The organism is Polaribacter sp. PL03 (assembly GCF_033875165.1).
In the GTDB taxonomy this organism is placed as follows: Bacteria; Bacteroidota; Bacteroidia; order Flavobacteriales; family Flavobacteriaceae; genus Polaribacter.
The window spans coordinates 1-17,106 of sequence record NZ_JAWZSV010000004.1 but is presented as its reverse complement, the minus strand read 5'-3'; the positions used below and the strand labels follow the sequence as shown (position 1 = coordinate 17,106).

The following is a 17,106-nucleotide window of genomic DNA, read 5'->3' as shown; positions in this document are numbered from 1 at the left end:
AAATCTTACAATCTTTTGTCCATTTGTTTTACCATTTTATCTTTCCATTCTCTAAAATCTCCTGCAATAATATGTTTTCTAGCTTCTCTTGTTAACCAAACATAAAAACCTAAATTATGAATAGAAGCAATTTGCTTACCTAACATTTCTTTTGCTGCAAAAAGATGACGTAAATAGGCTTTTGAATACATGGTATCTACCCAAGTAATACCCATATCATCTATTGGAGAAAAATCATCTTCCCACTTTTTATTTTTAATATTTATAGAACCATGTGCAGTAAACAACATTCCGTTTCTTGCATTTCTTGTTGGCATTACACAATCGAACATGTCAATACCCAAAGCTATATTCTCTAAAATATTAATTGGCGTACCAACTCCCATTAAATAACGTGGCTTGTCTTCTGGTAAAATTTCTGTAACAACTTCTGTCATTGCATACATTTCCTCTGCTGGTTCCCCAACAGAAAGACCACCAATTGCGTTTGCTTGCTGCCCAGAATTTGCTATATATTCTGCAGATTGTCTTCGTAAATCTTTGTACGTACTTCCTTGTACAATTGGCATAAATGTTTGCTCGAACCCGTATTTATATGGTGTTTTTTCTAAATGATTTATACATCTATCTAACCATCTATGTGTCATATGCATAGATCTTTTCGCATAATTATAGTCACATGGGTAAGGTGTACATTCATCGAAAGCCATTATAATATCTGCTCCAATGGTACGTTGTGTTTCCATTACGTTTTCTGGTGTAAAAAAGTGCATAGAACCATCTATATGACTTTTAAACTTTACACCTTCTTCGTTAATTTTTCTTCGTCCGGATAAAGAATATACTTGATAACCACCAGAATCTGTTAAGATATTGCTATCCCAATTCATAAATTTATGCAATCCACCAGCTTTTTCTAAAATTTCCATTCCTGGACGTAAGAATAAGTGATAGGTATTTGCTAAAATAATATCTGGTTTTATTTCGTTTTTTAATTCTGTTTGATGAACTCCTTTTACGGTTCCAACAGTTCCCACGGGCATAAAGATTGGTGTTTCAATCTCTCCATGATCAGTAGTTATTACTCCTGCTCTTGCCTTGCTTTTTGGGTCGGTAATTTTTAGGTCAAATTTCATTGTTGACAAAGATACTATTATTTAAGAATTGATAAATAAAATGAAGTGTTATAAAAAACGAAAAGTTATTGGTTGGGTTTTGTTACCAAATAGGTGTGTTAAGGATTGCAATGGAAATCCTTTTTTATTTGTTTAAATAAAAAAGATTGCAATGTAAAGCCTGACCTGAAAGGGAACGCCCAAATATTACCAACGTTTCTTTTTAGAAGATGCTATTGCACTGTTTCTCTTGGTTTTTGGTGATGATTTTCTAAAAGAGGCACTTTTTTTATTAAAATCGTTTTTTGTAGGTGCTTTATTTCTCTTTGGTTTTGCTTGTTTTGGCTTTTCTTCTATTGGTGAAGCTTCTTCTGTTTTAGAGGAGGTAGAAATCATTTTATTTATTTCTAACATTTCTTCTTCTGTTAATTCTCGCCAATCTCCTGCTTGTAGATATCCTAAATCTACATTCATAATTCTGGTACGTTTTAACTTGGTTACTTCATAATCTAAGTATTCGCACATTCTACGAATTTGACGATTTAAGCCTTGTGTTAAAACAATTTTAAAAATTTTAGCGCTTACTTTTTCTACAAAACACTTTTTTGTCATGGTTCCTAAAATAGGAATTCCACTTCCCATTTTTTCGATAAACTCATCTGTAATAGGTTTGTCTACAGATACAAAGTATTCTTTTTCGTGATTGTTTCCTGCGCGTAAAATTTTATTTACTATATCGCCATCGTTTGTTAAGAAAATTAAACCTTCTGATGGTTTGTCTAAACGCCCAATTGGAAATAATCTTTCTGGGTAATTTACGTGCTTTACGATGTTGTTTGGTTCTCTTTCATCTGTTGTAGAAACAATACCTACTGGTTTGTTTAAAGCGATGTACAAGGTTACGTCTTTTGGTGTTACAAGACGCCCGTCGAACTTTACAACATCTTTTTTACCAACTCTGTTACCTAATTGAGTTCGTTTACCGTTAATAGTAATTCTACCTTCTTTTATATATTTTTCTGCTTCTCTTCTAGAGCAAACGCCAGAAGAACTTATATATTTATTAAGGTTTATAGATTGTTGATTTGTATTGTCCAATGAGAAATATTTTCTGCAAAAGTAAGTATAAGATTATAATTTTGTCTAATCTATTTTTCTTTTACTAAACCATTTACCAACAAAGTTTAAATTTAAGGTTAATTTATGAAAATTATCTTGAATTAAACTGCTTTCTAAAGTGCCTTCTCTTCCGTAAGAATAAGAAAGATTAAAATTATCTTTACTATTTTTCTTCATTGGAAGCCCTACTCCTAATGAAACAAAATAACTGTCTATTTGTTCGTTAGATATTTTTAAAAAGCCTGTATTGTAATTAAACCCAACTCTGTATTTTATATTAGACCAGTAATCTGATTTATTTTTTGAGGCTGCATATTGCAAACCAAATGCATAAATAGATTGGTTGGTATAACGTTCGTTATTTAATTGCTGATTGGTGTCTTGCCAAGATAATGCTCTATAATCTAAACTTGCTGTGTATTTTTTATTTATTATTGATGTAATTCCTAGTCCGTAAGAAAATGGCAACTCGAAACTCTCTAAATCATTTTCTACCTCGTTTTCTATAGTTACAGAACTACCACCAGAAGTAGTTTTATAAGAAGTTCTTGTTTGTGAGCCGTTTAAAGATGCTGGTAATTCTAATGTACCACCAAGTGTTGTTTCTAACCTGCCAAAAGAGGGCAATTTGTATTGAAAACCGGTTTTTAATTTTACACCACCATAATAATTCTGATCTGTAATTGAAACAAATGAATCTGAATATAACTGGCTTTCTTGTTCTATTGAACCAAAAAGAAAAGAAACATCTACACCAAAAGACAAATTATTAAACAGCTTTAAACCAGAGGATATATAAAATTTATTTAAACCACCAATACCTGTTATTCTTGTTAAATATGTATCTGTAGTTCCTTCAATAGAACTTTCTACATCTATATTATAACCTGTTTTTGTATATGGCAAGAGACCAACACTCATTCCCCAATCTTTTTTTATAGGAAAGGCAATTGCAATATGTGATATATTACCATTACTACTTGTTTCGCTAATATTTTGCGTTTTTAAGGTTGAGTAAGTTCCATTTACACCAAATTCGTATAAGAATGAATTTTGTAAGATACCACCTAAACTTGCTGGGTTAAATAAATTTATTTCAAACGGATTAGATTGCGCTATACCTGTGTTTCCTAAACCAGTTAAACCTCCTGTTGCTGTCTTATTTTCTACACCTAAACCATATAAAGAATAGGGTGTATTTGTATTATTCTGTCCAACTAAAATGTTTATTGATCCTACTAATACTATAAATAATATTTTATTTCGCATCTTAATAGTTTAAATATTTTACTGTTAATTTTACTTCTTTATTGGTTTCTGTATCGTTTTCGATAACCAATGTGTTTACTATTTTGTTATAATCTGCATATTGTATCATTAACGCATAGTTTAAATCTTCTTCAGAGAATAAAATTTCTTCTACCAATCCGCTTAAATCAACTGTATAATATGTGTTACTATTAAACTCATTATCTTCTTCATTTAAAAGAGCAGAAGTAACAACTCCGTCTATATTTGTAAGTTCTTTAATAATTCTATTTTTATGATCTACTACATAAACTAACAATGTTTCTGGTAAAGAATTACTATTACTATAAGTTCCTATTAAAGGATTAAAGGTTAACGTTGCACCTAACGTGGTCGAATTTTCTGTTAGTTCTAATAGTCTTTTAATAGATGGCATTTCTATTCTAGAGGAAATACCTGTTCCTGCTTGTGTAAATATTAAATTATTAGTGTTTGTACTTAATTTAATTTCTTCTCCGTCTTCAAAATTATCTACAAGTGTATTAGATAAATTTGTAGTTATTTCATTAAATTGTTTTGCAATACTAGAAATTGGAAAATCTATATAGTAACTATTATCTTCACTATCGTCATCTTTTATAGTATAATACAAACGCATGCTAGAATTACCTGCTGTATTTGTTGTAGTTTGTGTATTAAAGCCTAAAACATGATTGCTTTCTGTTGTATCTGGCACAATTACTAATCCTTTAAAAAATTGTAAAAAATCATCTGATGTATTAATATCATTGTCTACAATTTTATCAAAAATTTCTTCGCCTAAAACATCATCCATTTTAATAAAAAGAGAGTCTGTTACTCTATTAGGTCTTGGTGTAAATGAAATTTCACCTAAAGTAGTTGTATCATAATCTAATGAAGAAGTATTATAAAAAGCAATGCCTTCTTCTGGCTCGAAAGTTTCTGTAATTCTATGTAATTTATAGGTTTGTATTTTAGTGGTATCACCATAATAGTAGGTATCATAATTTAAAATGAAACCAATAGAATCGTAAACGGCATCTGTATCTAAAGAAAAAGTATTAGTTACTAATTGTAAATAAGATTTTGCAGACAAGCGTCCTAAATTTTCATCAACTACGTTTCCTAATAAAATTCTATTTGTACTAGATGTTATTAAAGAGTCTAATTTAAAAGTTCCTGTTTTAATAGAGAACGTGTCTATAACTCTAACCTGAATATCATTTTCTATAAAATCGCTACCAACTTCATAGGTTGTTGTTTCTTCTTCTGTAGTGCAAGACGCTAGAAAAACAAAACTTATAAGACCAATAATTAAATACCTCATTTTACTTTTTGAAGCAAAAATATTAGGGTAGTTCTCATACGAAATCATAAAATATACAAACGGCACTTTTTTATAGACTTATCATTAAAAAACACCTCTAAACCCAATAATTAACACCTTTTAAGAAAATTAACATTTGGTTTACATGTTCATCTATAAAATAACCTTGTTTGTCTATTTCATACTATTATCTATTTAATAGCTTTTAGGTTTGCCCAATAATTAAGCAAATGAATAAAATAAATCTAATGAGAAAAACAAATTTAATACAAAAGAGTAGTGCTTTTTTTTTAGCTACATTAATGGCCTTATTTTTTATAAGTTGCAGTAGTAATGAAGAAGACGATTATGATTATGGTAATTGGGTAGAAAGTTCAACCTTTGATGGTAATTCTAGAGCAAACTCAGTGAGCTTTACTATTGGTACAAAAGGATATTTAGTAACTGGTTATGATGGCGATGATTATTTGGCAGATACTTGGGAGTATAATTCTGATAGTGATTTTTGGGTACAAAGAGCAAGTTTCCCAGGAATTGCAAGAAGTGGTGCCGTTGGTTTTACTATAAACGGAAAAGGGTATTTAGGTACAGGTTTTGATGGTGATAATGAGTTAAAAGATTTTTGGGAATATAACCCAACAACAGATACTTGGACACAAAAAGCAGATTTTGGTGGAACTGCAAGGTATGGTGCAATAGGATTTTCTATTGGTAATGATGGATATATTGGTACAGGTTATGATGGTAGTGAACAAAAAGATTTTTGGAAGTATAATGTTGCAGCAGATACTTGGGAACAATCTGTAGGTTTTGGTGGTGAAAAGCGTCAAAATGCTTCTGTTTTTACAATTAATAATGTTGCTTATATTGGTTTAGGGATTCATAATGGTGCTTATGAAGAAGATTTTTATTCTTATGATGGTAATAATTGGACAAGATTAACAGATTTAGATGACGATGATGATGATGACGATGATTTCGAAATTCTTTTAAGTAGTGGTGTTGGTTTTTCTTTAAACGGAAAAGGCTACATAACTACAGGTATTTCTGGTGCAATTACTACAGAAAGTTGGTCCTATGATCCAACAACAGATACTTGGGAAGAATTACCTGCATTTGAAGGATCTGCAAGACAAAATGCATCTGCTTTTACTTTTGCAGATAAAGCATTTGTTTTAATGGGAAGAAGCGGTAGTTATTATTTTGATGATGTTTGGGAATTTAGACCCGATGAATTAGAAAATGAAGATGATTAATCTTGTCCTTTTTTTTATACACAGATAAATTTTAAGGTTGGTTATTGAGTTACTAATTTCATGTAAATCAATAACCAACCTTTTTTTTTATGAAAAAAACAACATTTTATTGGGAGACTTTTAAGAATGCGACTCATTAATTTCGCAATTGTTAAATAATGAAAAAATTGAATATACTTTTAAAAAAAACGAACACAACAATAATTGTTCATGCTGTTATTTGGTTGTTCTTTTTAGCTATTACAGCCATACAATCATATACTAGATTTAGTAAAATTCCTAATGAATTTTACTTTTTAAACTTCATATTTATTGCTGTTTTCTATGTAAACTATTTGGTACTTATTCCTAAATTTTTATTGAATAAAAAAATTATTATATATATACTAATCTCTTTAACAATAATTACAAGTATCCTTTTTGTAGTAGAATCATTTTTAAAAATAGCTATAAAACCACCTTTATTAAATAATAATTTTAACCCTAATTTTCCAAGACCTACAGGTAATCACATAAATTTAAGACCTCCTATTTTACTACTTTTATTTTTTGCCTTAAGTACTTGTATAAAACTAGTTGCAGAATGGTATAAGTCTGAAAAAGAAAGATCTTTAGTTGCTAATGAAAAAGTAAATTCTGAATTGTCCTTTTTAAAAGCTCAGTTAAATCCTCATTTTTTATTTAACACATTAAATAGTATTTATTCTCTAGCAAATAAAAAATCTGACGATACAACAGTTGCAATTGTAACTCTTTCTGAACTCATGCGATATATGATCTATGAGGCCAATGAAGAATTTATTTCTTTAGAAAAAGAGACAGAATACATAAAAAATTATATCTCTTTACAACTCTTAAGATTAAAAGATTCTAGTGGAGTAAAAATAAATATTCATGGCGATTTAAATTACAAAATAGAACCTTTACTACTTATTTCTTTTATAGAAAATGCCTTTAAATATGGTACAGATTATAAAGGAAAAACAGATATTACAATTAAAATTTCTACAAATAATAATGAATTGTATCTAGAAGTTTATAACCTATCTTCTTTACAAAACACCATCGACAAAAACTCTGGTATTGGTTTAGAAAATATACAAAACAGGTTAAATTTATTATATCCTAATACACATACTTTAGAAATTACCAATCTAAAAAAATCCTTTGAAATTCGTTTAAGAATAAAATTAAAAAAATAGACCATGAACTGTATAATTATTGATGATGAACCACTAGCACTAGAATTGTTAGAAGATTTTATATCCAAAGTTCCGTTTTTAGAATTGGTAGGTTCTTGTTCTAATGGTTTTGAAGCCACTACAATTCTACAAGAACAAAAAGTAGATTTAATTTTTACAGATATAGAAATGCCAGATTTTTCTGGAATAGACTTTATAAAATCTTTAGACGTTAAACCGCTATTTATTTTTACAACAGCATATTCACATTATGCAGTAGAAGGTTTTAATTTAAATGCAATCGATTATCTGGTAAAACCAATTCCTTTTCACCGATTTTTAAAAGCAGCAACAAGGGCACAAAACTTATTAAAATCTAAGATTGAAGAAGAAATAACTACTGTAAATAAAGAAGCATGTTCAGAATTTATTTTTGTAAAGTCTGAGTATGAAAATTTAAAGATAAATCTGTGTGATATTAAATATATAGAATCCTTAAAAGATTACATTAAAATTCACACACATAAAGAGAAACCAATTTTAACTTTGAGTAGCCTTAAGAGTTTTGAAGAAAAATTAGGAAAACTAAACTTTATTCGTGTTCACAAATCTTATATTGTTTCTTTAAAACACATTTATTCTGTTCAAAGAAATAGAATTATTATCGATGATAACTGGATACCTATTGGTTTAAACTATAGAGAAGATTTTATTAAAAAAATTGATAATTAATTTTACAATTCGATGGTTCTAAAGGTAAGGTTAATTCTTGGCGAGTTTACTTTTTTAGTTGGTGGTAATCTATGTAACCAATGTGTTTGTGTTCCTTCTCTCATTACCAATAAACTTCCTTTTTCTAAAATAATATCTATTCTTTGTTTACTTTCTTTATGCTTAAAAGAAAATTTTCTATCTGCTCCTAAAGACAAGGAAGCAATTGCACCATTTTTTTTTAACATTTTTTCTCCGTCGGAATGATATGCCATACCTTCTTCACCTGAAGGATATAGATTTAAAAGACAAGAATTATAGGTTTCACCACTCTGCTGCTCTACTATTTCTTTTAACTCTAATAGTTCTTTTGTAAAAATATTTGCTGTTTTTGTTATTTTAGAATATGTATAAGAATATTCAGATTCGCCATACCACGCAACTTTTCTTTTAGTAATTATTTTTTTACCAAAAATAATTGCTTCATCATTCTTAAATAGAATGGTATCCATTAATTTTTGATAATAGAATTCACATTTTTTTTTATCTAAAACAAGACCGTGATAATTTGTAACACCATCAAAAGGAAGAATATTTTTTATTGTTTCTGTTGAAAATAAATCCATAAATTAAAAATACAATTTTAACTTCAAATTAAATATCTAAAGAGTTTAAAAATAATTTATACTTTTCTAATCTACTTTTTAATATTGAAAATTAGAAAGCATTTATCTAAAATAAAAAGGGTTAAACTATTTCTAGCTTAACCCTTTTCTATTTAAAATTTATCTTAAAAGTTATTTAATTGCTTCAGGATTTAATATTATAAACTCTGTTCTTCTGTTTAATTGATGTTCAGCTTCAGAACATTCAACATCATTAGAGCACTTGTTTACCAATTGAGTTTCACCATAACCTTTACCAGATATTTTAGATGCATTAACACCTCTTTTTATTAACCAAGCTAAAGATGCTTTTGCTCTTCTTTCTGATAAAGACCAGTTATATTGATCTGGAGCTCTACTATCTGTATGAGAACCTAGTTCAATTTTTAACATAGGATATTTTCTCATAATTCTAGCTACTTTCTCTAATTCTATTGCTGCATCAAAACGAATAACAGATTTATCTAAATCAAAATAAATAGGGTTAATAGCAATCATTAAAAGACCTCTTATTCTCACAAACTCACTTTCTTTTAAGTTTAACCCTAAAGTTAAATCTAAACTTTGATCTGCGTTTGTAATAAACTGCTCTGAATCTTCATTATAATCAAACTTACTTCCAACTACTTTATAAGATTCATTACAATTTACATTAAATGTAAATTTTGCAGAACTATCTGCAATTACGCTTTCTATAACTTGTCCTTTAGAATTATATAAATCTACTTTAGCACCTGGCAATAATGCATTCGTTATTCTTTCTCTTACAACACCATTTACAATTTGGTTACAATCTAATTGAATAGGCACTAATTCTTTAAAATAATAAATATCATCATCTCCTTTTCCTCCTTTACGGTTCGAAGAAAAATGACCTTCTCTTTTTCCAGAACGGAATACTAAACTAAAATCGTCTTCATTTGAGTTTATTGGAAACCCTAAATTTTTAGGTTTTACTTTACTATTTAAATCTAAAATATTTATGGCATAAATATCTAATCCTCCTCTACCTTGAAAATAACCATCTGATGAAAAATACAATACATTATTGTCATCTATAAAAGGAAACATTTCTTTTTTTACAGTATTTACATTTGGCCCTAAATTTTTAGGAGTACCATATGTACCATCTTCATTTATATCAACAAAAAAGATATCTGTAGCTCCTATAGAACCTGGCATATCTGAAGTAAAATAAAGCTTATTCTCTTCTTTGTTTAATACAGGATGTCCTGTTTGATAATTATCATCATTAAAAGGCATTGCTTGAACATCTGTCCATTCTCCATCTTCACCAACATGTGCTTTATACATTTGAATCAAATTCGTTCCTTCATTATCATTGGTATATTTCTTTTTTAAGTAATTATTTCTTGAAAAATAAACCGTTTGTAAATCTTTGGTAAAAGCGACATTAGATTCATGATATTTAGTACTTATTTTTTTTGAAAAACGTCTAATACTATCAATCTCTCCATTTTCAGAAATTTTTCCTATATATAATTCTAAATAAGGTTGTCTATTTGAATTCCACAAACCAGTTCTAACTGTTTTTGGTTTTCTTGCTGATGCAAATACAGCTTCATTTTCACCAAAGTAGGATACTCCAAAATCTGAATATTTTGTGTTTACATCTATTTTATGTATCGAATAGTTAAACTCTTGTGCTGTAGTTAATCCAACACATAAAACTAATAATAAAAAGGTAATCTTTCTCATCTTTATATATTTTTTTAAAAGAATCTAGGACTCTTTATATTTCTTCTATTGAAATTAATTAACAACATTATCTCGTGACTTCCAGAGTTAAAAGTACCAAAACGAGTAATTGTATGGTCATAAGCATATCCTATTCTAAAATCTTGACTTACTTGAAAACCAACCATACCACTTATTGAATCATCAAATCTATGAGATAATCCTATTTCAAATTTTTCATCTACCAATAAATTTGCAGAAAGGTCTACAGAAATTGGTGCTCCTGTAACTGCTTTTATCATTGCAGATGGTTTTAATTTTAAGTTGTCTGCAATATTAAATACAAAACCAGATGTTAAAAAGTAGTGCATCTTTTCTGAAGCAGTACTAACAATTCCGTTTCCTTTTTCTAAATGTGTAGTCTCTAAAAAATTAGGTATAGAAAGTCCTAAATAAAACTTATCTGTATAATAATACAAACCTGCTCCAAAATTTGGTGAAATTTCATTAACAGGAGTGTTTAATGGATCTTCTGGTTCTCCTAAAAGTAATTGTCTCACATTTAAAAAAGTAAAACCACCCTTTAGACCAAATGCTAATCTACCTTCTTCTGATGTTCTTATTGTATAAGATAAATCTAGATATAAATTATCTTCTTTAACTGGGCCAATTTCATCATGAATAATAGACATACCAATTCCTAAATTATTTCCTAACGGAGAATGTGCAGAAACCGTAAATGTTTGTGGCGCTCCATCTACTCCTACCCACTGTGTTCTTCCTAATATACCAAGACTACCAACTCCCATGGAACCTGCATAGGCTGGGTTTAACACATTCATATTATACATGTATTGTGTGTACTGTGGATCTTGTTGACCAAAAACAGCGCTAGCAGATACAAGAACTAGAATGCTTAAAAGTATTTTCATTTTTTTCATAAACCTAATTTAAAATATGATTCAAAAGAGAGAAAAGAGGTTTAAAAGTTCTTTTCTCCCTATTATTTTTACTCTTTTATTAATTTTATTTTCTTAAATAAACCCAACCTGTTTGAGGCTTACGATCGTCATTGTTAAAGTAAATAGTATAGTAATATGTTCCTACTGGCAAACTATCTGAACTTAAGTTCCAACGACCATCAGAATAACCATTCCACCATTGTGGTGTTTTTCCTGCGTCTCCGTTATGCTTGTAACTGTAAACTTTGTTTCCATATCTGTTTACAATTTCCATACTAAAGTTTGGATACAGTACTTCTAAATGTTCAATTGCAAAAACGTCGTTAAGACCATCTCCATCTGGTGTAAACCCTTCTGGAATTTTTAATAGTATAACTGGCTCTGTACCTCTTTCTGCCATATCATCTTCGTAAATATCTCCATTATTTGGTGTTGAATCTATATCAAATTCATCTACCGCTGTAACTTCTGCAACATTTAACCATTTACCATAAGGTTTAACATAAGCCGTAACTACTAACGTTTGTATGTCTCCTATTAATAATGTACCAACATTCCATAAACCAGTAACTTCATCATAAGTTCCTAAAGTAGTGGTTGCACTTACAAAATTATAACCAGATGGTAATAAATCTACAACTTGTACTCCGTTTGCTGTACTTAATCCATCGTTACTTACATTTATAGTAAAGTCTACATTAGTACCAGCAATTGGTTTTGTATTACTAACGTCTTTTGTTAATTCGATATCTACTGCTTGTATTGGTGTTAATGTGATACAAGAAGAATCGTTTGTTGAATCGTTATCTACTTGACGAACATTTGTTATAGATGTACAGTTTGTATAACTTACTGTATCTCCCCCAGCTTCTACAATAACATCTATTAATAAAATTTCAATATCATCAGCTTCAATTTCACCAACATTCCAAATTCCTGTTGTTCTATCATAAGTTCCTACTGTTGAACTGTAGTTAACAAAAGTATATGATAATGGTAATAAATTATCTAATACTGTTACCTCTGTTCCTTTTAATGGACCATTGTTTGTTAACTGAATTTCAAAAGTAATTACTTCACCTACTGTAGGTGTTGTATTTCCATTAACTACTGTTTTTACAATTGATAAATCTAATTCAGATATTGGTGTTGTTGTTGCACAGTCATAATCATCTTCTGTTGCAAGACCATTACCAGGTGTAGAATCCTTATCGTTTTCATTTGCTGCTATAATCTCTGCACAGTTTTCATAAACTCCACTTTCTAATACAATAACGTCTACTAATAAGACTGCTGTGTTAGAAACTTCAACATTTCCAATATTCCAAAGACCGGTTAAAGGATCATACGTTCCAATAGTAGAACTATAGTTTACATATTTATATCCTGATGGAATTAACTCTGTTACTTGAACTCCTGTAGCTAAAGTTGGTCCATCATTAATTACTCTAATTTCAAAAGTAATTTGGTCTCCAATTAATGGTTTAGTAATATTATTTACAATTGTTTTAGTTAACCTTAAATCAATTACTCCTACTGGTACAATACTTACAGTTCCAACATTGTTTGTAGTATCTGGATCTTCTTGATCTGATGTTAACCCACTTGTTGTGTTTGTAATTGTTTTAGCTATTGTTCCTGCATTAATGCTTGCCATTATTGTTAAACTTGCAGTTGTTCCTGATGGTAGTGTTCCAATAACCCATTCTCCTGATCCATTATTAAATGAACCATTTGTTGCAGTTGAACTTACATAAGTAACACCTACTGGTAAATTATCTACTAGACTAACACCAGTTGCTTCATCTGGTCCGTTGTTTACAACTTCAATTACATAAGTTATAGTATCTCCAATATTAGGAGTAGCATCATCAACAATTTTTGTAACTGCTAAATCTGCACTTGTTACATAAACTGTTTCTTCTAAATCATCTCCAACTGTTGTTAAGTCAACTTCATTTCCAGAAGCTGGTGTTACAACATTTGAAATACTATTTCCTGCTTGACCTTCATTTACTGAAGCTTTTATAGTTATTGTTGCAGAACCTCCTATTGCTAGATTTCCAATTGACCAAACTCCAGATGTAAACGTATTTACAGATCCACCTGTTGCAGTATGACTAACATAAGTTAAACCAGTTGGTAAGTTTTCTGTTAAACTTACTCCTGTAGCATTACTTGGTCCATTATTTATAACACTTAATGTAAACTCAATTACATCTCCTACATTAGCTACAGATTGATTTACTGTTTTGCTAGTAACTAAATCTGTAATTTTTATAGGTGTAGTTGTTGCATCATCATAATCATCTTCTGCAGGATTACCATTTCCTGGTGTAGATGTTGGATCATCTTGATCTGATGAAGTAACTTCTGCAGTGTTTGTATAATTTCCTGTTGCATTTACAATAGCTGCTATAACTAACGTTTCATTAGTCGTTCTTGCTATCGATCCTACAGTCCAAGCTCCTGTTAACACATCATAAGTTCCTACAGATGCTGTTGCACTTACAAAAGTATAACCTGTTGGTAATTCATCTACCACATTTACACCTGTTGCGTTGTTCAACCCTTTATTAGTTAAAGTAATAGTAAAGTTTACTGTATCACCAACATTTGGTGTTGCTACATCAACTTCTTTTAAGATAGTTAAGTCTGCACTTTCTTTAACTTCTACAGTTACTATTGCTGTAGTACAGTTTACTGGATTTAAAATTTCACAAATTTGATATTCAATTTCATAAGATCCTCCAGGTGTTCCTGCTGGTACAATAATAATTCCTGTTGATGGATCTACCATTGGCACTGGCGCTCCAGATACTAAAGGTGTTGCTGGTGTAACTACTGAAATAGTAACTTCATCAATTAACACTGGTACTCCATTTAATGTATCTGTTCCACTTCCATTATCTGAAAGTACGTTTCCTACATTAGGATCTCCATTAAAGCCATTAACGTTTCCTATTAAATCGTCTTTTGCTACTATTGGTCCTGTACCTACAACTACAGTTACAACTGCGTCATCACAATTTGTTGGGTTTAACTCCTCACAAATACTGTAACCAATTTGATAAGTTCCTGCTGGTGTTCCAGAAGGTACACTTACAATTCCTGTTGAAGGATCTATAACTGGTACAGTTGCTCCTGGTACTAATGGAGTTGCTGGTGTAGTTACTGTTAAATTAACTGCATCTATATCAACCGGATTTCCATTTAAAGTATCTGCTCCTGCTCCATTATTTACTAAGACATTTCCTACGTTAGCACTTCCATCTAAACTATTTACTGGGTTAGCGCTATAATCGTCATTATTAGCAATAATTTCTGCTGCAAAAACTTCTACAGTTACAATAGCAATATCACAATTTGTTGGGTTTAATACTTCACAAATTTGATATTCTAAAACATAAACTCCTGCTGGTGTTCCTGCTGCAACATCTACTGTTCCATCTCCATTTAATGTTAATGCTTTTTCTGGATCTGCAGTTATTAATGTCAATGTAACTTCAGAAGGCACAATTGCTACCCCGTTTAAAGTATCATTATTAAACACATTAACTACTCCTACTTTTCCTTCTAATCCATTAATAGGTGCAGAAGGTGTATTATCTACTGCAACTATTTCTGCTGAATCTACTACTACAATAATTGTAGTGGTATCACAGTTACTTGGGTTTAATTTCTCACAGATAATGTATTCTATAGTATAAGTTCCTCCTGGTGTACCTACTGGTACACTTACAATTCCTGTTGCTGGATCCAATACTGGTACTGGTGCTCCTGCAATTGATGTTGCTGGTGTCTTAATACTAATAGTAACATCTGCTAATACTGCTAAACTTCCGTTTAAAGTATCATTATCTAATGCATTACCTACATTAGGTTCGCCGTTTAAACCATTTACAGGACTTGTAGAATAATCATCTACAATAGCATCTATTATTGCTTCTTTTACAACAACCGTTGCTTCTGCAGTATCACAATTTGTTGGGTTTAAAACCTCGCAAATTGAATATGGATATACATAAGTTCCTGCTGGTGTGTTTGGTGCAACAGTAATTGTACCATCTGCATTCATTGTTAATCCTCCTGATGTTGTTACTGGAGCAACACCTGGGGTTAAGTTAACATCTGTAGGCACTACTAATACACCATTTAATGTATCATTTAATAATACACTTGCTGTATCTGCTCCATCTAATCCATTAATAGGTGTTGATGTAAAATCATCATTAATAGCATCTATTTTTGCAGAATCAACAGTTATTGTAACTGTTGCTGGATCACAATTAGTTGGATTTAATATTTCACATATTGAATAATTAATCACATAATCTCCTGCTGGTGTTCCTGGAGGAATACTAACAATTCCTGTTGAAATATCTATGCTAGGTACAGATGCTCCTGGTGTTTTAGGAGTTGCAGGTGCAATTATTGAAATTGCTACATCAGAAATACTTGTTGATACTCCATTAAGCGTATCATCTCCATCTCCATTATCATTCAATACATTTCCTGCATTTGAATTACCGTTTAAACCATTTCCTCCTGCAATTATATCATCTTCAGCAACTATTGGTGCTGCTTCAACAACAACAGTAACAACTGCTGTATCACAATTACCTGGTGGATTAGGTTCAAGAGTATCACAAATAGAATAGTTAATCATATAAGTTCCTGCTGGTGTTCCCGCTGGTACAGATATGTTACCTGTAGTTATATCTACAACTGGTACCAATGCTCCTGGACTTACTGGAGTTGCAGGATTTGCTATTGAAATAACAACGTTATTTCTTGAAGCTGCACCACCGTTTAAAGTATCAAAACCATCTCCTGTATCACTTGTTAAAACATTACCAACTAATGATTCTCCCTCTATTCCGTTTACTGGACTATTTGTAAAATCATCATCATTTGCTACAATATTTAATGGTGAATAATCTATTGTAACTGTTGCTTCGTTAGAAATATTACCATCATTATCATCTACTGTATAAGAAATTGGTGTTGGATCTTGTGTATAACCAACTTCAGGTGTAAATGTTATTGATCCTGATATAGCATCAACAAACCATGTTCCTTCTCCTGGAATTACAAAACTAATTACATCACCATTTGCATCTTTATTAATATTTGTTGCAATACCAACTGGTACAATTAAACTTACTGTAGTTGGATCTATACTACCAGAAGCATCAGAATCAAGGTCATTACCAATTACATCTACTGTTACTAAAGTTCCTGGCACATTGTTTAAATCACTATCATTATTAGCTAAAGGTGCTTGTGCTACATAATCTGCACTTGCAGTAGCTGTTGCACTTAATCCTGTAATTGTTTCTGTTAATGTGTAAACAATTGCCGTTGGATCTGCTGTAAATGTTGGATCTGGATTGAATGTTAAATCATCCGTTATTGGATCATACGTCCAAACTCCTTCATTTGGTACATCTAAGGTCAATGGATTTCCATCGCCATCTGTATCATTTGGATCGATACTGATAACCGCATTTCCACTTCCTGGTGTAGTATCAACCGTACTTCCATCACTCAATGTATCATTTGATGAAATATCTGTTAATACTGCATCCGTTCCTGTTACAACTCCCGCTACACTATTGTCTAATGCTACTGGTGGTCTATTTACAATAATATCAACAGCTAAGACATCATCTGCTGTCGTTGGATCTGTTTGATCTCCACTTGCTGCAGTTGTTGTATTGGTGATAGTAGTTGCACTGGTTCCTGAATTAACTGTTGCTGTTATTTTTAACGTTGCAGTGTCTCCATTTGCAATACTTCC

11 protein-coding genes are annotated in these 17,106 nt (G+C 30.7%); 3 read left to right on the top strand and 8 right to left on the bottom strand.

Going from position 1 to position 17,106, the window contains the following annotated elements; genetic code table 11:
• Positions 1 to 5: 5 nt before the first annotated feature.
• The 4 genes from tgt to SHK09_RS08920 all read right to left on the bottom strand — a co-directional run bounded on the left by tgt (position 6) and on the right by SHK09_RS08920 (position 4,830).
• On the bottom strand, positions 6 to 1,136 hold the full coding sequence (tgt, locus tag SHK09_RS08935; protein WP_319810435.1) for a tRNA guanosine(34) transglycosylase Tgt: 1,131 nt from the start codon (positions 1,134 to 1,136) through the stop codon (positions 6 to 8).
• A gap of 186 nt (positions 1,137 to 1,322) precedes the next feature.
• Positions 1,323 to 2,213, bottom strand: a complete 891-nt coding sequence (gene rluF, locus SHK09_RS08930) for a 23S rRNA pseudouridine(2604) synthase RluF (protein WP_319810434.1) — start codon at positions 2,211 to 2,213, stop codon at positions 1,323 to 1,325.
• Between the two features lie 45 nt (positions 2,214 to 2,258).
• Positions 2,259 to 3,503 (bottom strand): hypothetical protein, encoded by a 1,245-nt coding sequence (locus SHK09_RS08925; RefSeq protein WP_319810433.1) that lies wholly within the window; start codon positions 3,501 to 3,503, stop codon positions 2,259 to 2,261.
• A gap of 1 nt (position 3,504) precedes the next feature.
• Complete coding sequence (locus tag SHK09_RS08920; RefSeq protein ID WP_319810432.1) at positions 3,505 to 4,830, bottom strand: DUF4270 family protein; 1,326 nt, start codon at positions 4,828 to 4,830, stop codon at positions 3,505 to 3,507.
• A 248-nt stretch (positions 4,831 to 5,078) separates the two neighbouring features.
• On the opposite strand from SHK09_RS08920, the gene SHK09_RS08915 reads away from it, so the two are divergent.
• From SHK09_RS08915 to SHK09_RS08905, 3 genes are all read left to right on the top strand, one after another.
• Positions 5,079 to 6,086, top strand: coding sequence for a galactose oxidase (locus SHK09_RS08915; protein WP_319810431.1), 1,008 nt, complete (start codon positions 5,079 to 5,081; stop codon positions 6,084 to 6,086).
• Between the two features lie 158 nt (positions 6,087 to 6,244).
• Positions 6,245 to 7,288, top strand: a complete 1,044-nt coding sequence (locus tag SHK09_RS08910) for a sensor histidine kinase (RefSeq protein ID WP_319810430.1) — start codon at positions 6,245 to 6,247, stop codon at positions 7,286 to 7,288.
• 3 nt (positions 7,289 to 7,291) lie between these two features.
• Positions 7,292 to 7,999 (top strand): LytTR family DNA-binding domain-containing protein, encoded by a 708-nt coding sequence (locus tag SHK09_RS08905; RefSeq protein WP_319810429.1) that lies wholly within the window; start codon positions 7,292 to 7,294, stop codon positions 7,997 to 7,999.
• A 2-nt stretch (positions 8,000 to 8,001) separates the two neighbouring features.
• Here SHK09_RS08905 and SHK09_RS08900 read toward each other — a convergent pair whose 3' ends face one another.
• From SHK09_RS08900 to SHK09_RS08885, 4 genes are all read right to left on the bottom strand, one after another.
• Complete coding sequence (locus SHK09_RS08900) at positions 8,002 to 8,604, bottom strand: alpha-ketoglutarate-dependent dioxygenase AlkB family protein (protein ID WP_319810428.1); 603 nt, start codon at positions 8,602 to 8,604, stop codon at positions 8,002 to 8,004.
• A gap of 171 nt (positions 8,605 to 8,775) precedes the next feature.
• Complete coding sequence (locus SHK09_RS08895) at positions 8,776 to 10,362, bottom strand: OmpA family protein (protein ID WP_319810427.1); 1,587 nt, start codon at positions 10,360 to 10,362, stop codon at positions 8,776 to 8,778.
• 14 nt (positions 10,363 to 10,376) lie between these two features.
• Complete coding sequence (locus tag SHK09_RS08890) at positions 10,377 to 11,282, bottom strand: type IX secretion system membrane protein PorP/SprF (RefSeq protein WP_319810426.1); 906 nt, start codon at positions 11,280 to 11,282, stop codon at positions 10,377 to 10,379.
• A gap of 85 nt (positions 11,283 to 11,367) precedes the next feature.
• Positions 11,368 to 17,106 (bottom strand): gliding motility-associated C-terminal domain-containing protein (locus tag SHK09_RS08885; RefSeq protein WP_319810425.1); only part of this gene is annotated, 5,739 nt, incomplete at its 5' end.

What these genes read in the sequence shown, in the direction of transcription:
- SHK09_RS08915 (WP_319810431.1), top strand. Translation starts at nt 5,079, where the DNA reads ATGAGAAAAACAAATTTAATACAAAAGAGTAGTGCTTTTTTTTTAGCT.
- SHK09_RS08905 (WP_319810429.1), top strand. Translation starts at nt 7,292, where the DNA reads ATGAACTGTATAATTATTGATGATGAACCACTAGCACTAGAATTGTTA.
- SHK09_RS08910 (WP_319810430.1), top strand. Translation starts at nt 6,245, where the DNA reads ATGAAAAAATTGAATATACTTTTAAAAAAAACGAACACAACAATAATT.
- SHK09_RS08890 (WP_319810426.1), bottom strand. Translation starts at nt 11,282, where the DNA reads ATGAAAAAAATGAAAATACTTTTAAGCATTCTAGTTCTTGTATCTGCT.
- SHK09_RS08900 (WP_319810428.1), bottom strand. Translation starts at nt 8,604, where the DNA reads ATGGATTTATTTTCAACAGAAACAATAAAAAATATTCTTCCTTTTGAT.
- SHK09_RS08920 (WP_319810432.1), bottom strand. Translation starts at nt 4,830, where the DNA reads ATGAGGTATTTAATTATTGGTCTTATAAGTTTTGTTTTTCTAGCGTCT.
- tgt (WP_319810435.1), bottom strand. Translation starts at nt 1,136, where the DNA reads ATGAAATTTGACCTAAAAATTACCGACCCAAAAAGCAAGGCAAGAGCA.
- SHK09_RS08925 (WP_319810433.1), bottom strand. Translation starts at nt 3,503, where the DNA reads ATGCGAAATAAAATATTATTTATAGTATTAGTAGGATCAATAAACATT.
- SHK09_RS08895 (WP_319810427.1), bottom strand. Translation starts at nt 10,362, where the DNA reads ATGAGAAAGATTACCTTTTTATTATTAGTTTTATGTGTTGGATTAACT.